Origin of the sequence: uncultured Gimesia sp. (assembly GCF_937919775.1) — a bacterium.
GTDB lineage: Bacteria > Planctomycetota > Planctomycetia > Planctomycetales > Planctomycetaceae > Gimesia.
Genome location: NZ_CALFPF010000673.1, coordinates 1 through 2486 on the forward strand (window position 1 = coordinate 1; position 2486 = coordinate 2486).

Annotated in this window: 4 protein-coding genes and 1 pseudogene; all 5 read right to left on the reverse strand. The window is 44.4% G+C overall.

Translation table 11 applies throughout. The annotated features are described in order from the left end of the window. On the reverse strand, positions 1–218 hold a 218-nt coding region (locus tag Q0294_RS19100; protein WP_299468639.1), incomplete at its 3' end, for a hypothetical protein. Positions 219–335: 117 nt separating this feature from the next. Continuing rightward, on the reverse strand, positions 336–635 hold the full coding sequence (locus Q0294_RS19105; protein WP_299468641.1) for a hypothetical protein: 300 nt from the start codon (positions 633–635) through the stop codon (positions 336–338). A 172-nt stretch (positions 636–807) separates the two neighbouring features. Continuing rightward, a complete protein-coding gene (locus Q0294_RS19110; RefSeq protein ID WP_299468643.1) occupies positions 808–1131 on the reverse strand; it encodes a hypothetical protein in 324 nt (107 codons plus the stop codon). Between the two features lie 156 nt (positions 1132–1287). After that, positions 1288–1614, reverse strand: coding sequence for a hypothetical protein (locus Q0294_RS19115; RefSeq protein WP_299468645.1), 327 nt, complete (start codon positions 1612–1614; stop codon positions 1288–1290). A gap of 478 nt (positions 1615–2092) precedes the next feature. Continuing rightward, a pseudogene (locus Q0294_RS19120) lies at positions 2093–2486 on the reverse strand (hypothetical protein); the annotation flags it as partial.

The window sequence follows — 2486 nt, forward strand, 5'->3', positions numbered from 1 at the left end:
TTATAAATTGAGATATCATCCAGGGACAGTGTCTGCCCTGGTAGAAGATCTCTTGAGGCAATCGGAATCGATGCCTGCCTGATCTGTACGGGATCTTCTGCTAACAGCGCCGGTCCAGGCTGTTTATGCATAAATTGCCGTACCGTATATGCTGCGCCTAAGCCAAGTAAAATTGCGAAAATCGCTGCCGTCATTGTTCCTGGACTGATTTTTGCCACGTTAACTTCCCTGAAATCTTCGAATATAAAAAATTCAATTCACCTTGTTTTATTCAAAACACCGGTGACTTACATTCAATAACAAATGGTTGTAACAACAACATCATTAAAACGACTTTACTCACCTGATGCAGGTATCGTTAAATCCAGATCAGCGGGTGCACCGCCAACAGGGTCTGTTAAAGTCCCTGTATCTGAATCATCATACTCACTGGTCACACCATTCACCGTAAAACTATATGACTGGTCAAGACTCTCCAGAGCGACTGCCATATCACCAAATTTCTGCACAATGTGATCTCTGAGTGTCGCAACGCCCGGGATAATACCAATCACAAGTATTGTGACCATCAGAACAGTTGCAAAGGGAGAGACACTCCCCCTCTCATCACTCCAAAATTCACGAGCAATTCCCATTCCTGCTTATCCTGACCAGAGCTATCAATGACATGAAAAATCTCGAACATTTTAATGACAGGCATCTTACATGCCAAAAAATGTCCGACTCAACAAAAAAATACTAAGAGAGTCTGTTCCCGAGTGGGCGTCCTCGGGAACAGATCTTTAGACATAAATCGCAAACGAAAAATTATTCGTTTGAGGCTGTAATCTGCACGCTGATACAGGCAGGCTCAGTGGCAGCAACGTCTGTGTTAGAATCACAGAAATCGAGTTGGTCATCGAAGATCGACCCAGCTACGCTGGATGTGTGTCCGGTAACACCTGAAAAGCTGTAACTCTGGTTAATGTTTGAAATTGCTAAAGCAAGGTCACCCAGTTCCTGAACAACCTGATCACGAACGGTGGCCAATCCGACAACAACACCCAATACGAGGATTGTGCCGATCAACACGAGATCTGACGAGACAACAAAACCTGCCTCATCATTCCAGAACTTAGAAAGCATGTTCATCCTAACTCCTTATTAAATTATGTGAGCTGATTGATACAGCCCATTGAACATTTTGATACAAAAAATAAACAAACATCTCTGAGGGATGATCCTGTTGAAAATCACTGTTTTTTCTTAAACAGCCTGCGAATTCATCCCCAAAACACACTCTGAAACCTAGGGAGCTTCAGTTTCGGCAACAACGATTGAAATGCAATGGTTGTCTGAACCAACTGGGTCAGCATCAACGTCACAGAAGTCGGTATTGTCATCAAAGATAGACCCTGCTGTGCTTGATGAGTGCCCTGTGATTCCAGAGAAAGAATAGCTCTGGTTGCTGTTAGAGAATGCAGCGGCAACGTCTGCCAATTCTGCGATTACCTGATCACGAAGTGTGGTCAACCCGACAATCATACCGAGAACCAACACAGTAGCGATCAGCACAAGTTCTGCTGAAACGACGAAACCATTTTCATCGCTCCACAACTGCTGAAACATCTTCATTCGTACTCCTCACTTTAATCAGATGGTTAATTCTTACTGGACGCACCACATAAACATGTAGTTTTTAACATCCGCGTAAATTTCAAATTAGCCTGTCCGCATACGCCCTACGCAGACGTTTCGTTTTAACAGCAGACGATGTGCCATTTTGACCCACAATGCATATTTTTCGTATTTTCACTTCACATTGCATTTCATGCCGATCTCCATTAACTTTTTTTAGCGCCACAGTCCTTAAAATCAGTAACAATCGGTTAATAAGCACTTTTCAAGTAAAAATCAGCTCTCTGTCATTTGGGAAGTCGCGCAACACCAGGCGGCGTATCCAACAGTTAACACATCGAAACCAAGTGTAACCTTCGGTGCACATCGTGGCAGAATTTGAGTACGCGGTGATCAGCAGGTGGCTGAAGCGGGTTGGTATTCTGATTTACAAATTCCGACTCTGGATAAATCCGCTCAGCTTACTCCGGAAATTTCACTTTCCCTGATGAGATAAGTCGACCTGTGAGGGAAATTTTCCTCTCCACAGGGCCAGAGCACGGCCGGCATGCGACAGAAATGTATAACTGTTTTTAATTTCGGATTCAGGCATTTCCTGAATGCTGTTGACGAGCCAGTGGCCCGCTTTCTGGAGCGTTTCTGCGGGGGGCAGAACCTCTTGTGGGGCTAATGCCCACCATTCCATGGCATGCCCCGTTGCTAATATTCTCCGAGCACGGGGCGTAAATGCTTTCTCCGATGACAAATCCAGTTCGTGACCATCCCAGTTTTTATCCCAAAAACCCTCATCCGATTGAGATTTTACCAGCAAATGCGTGATGTTTTTCAAATAACGAATGATCTTTTCACGACCTTCCTTAGTCAGTACG

Coding starts and splice junctions, on each gene's coding strand:
- Q0294_RS19110 (WP_299468643.1), bottom strand. CDS start 1,131: ATGAACATGCTTTCTAAGTTCTGGAATGATGAGGCAGGTTTTGTTGTC.
- Q0294_RS19105 (WP_299468641.1), bottom strand. CDS start 635: ATGGGAATTGCTCGTGAATTTTGGAGTGATGAGAGGGGGAGTGTCTCT.
- Q0294_RS19115 (WP_299468645.1), bottom strand. CDS start 1,614: ATGAAGATGTTTCAGCAGTTGTGGAGCGATGAAAATGGTTTCGTCGTT.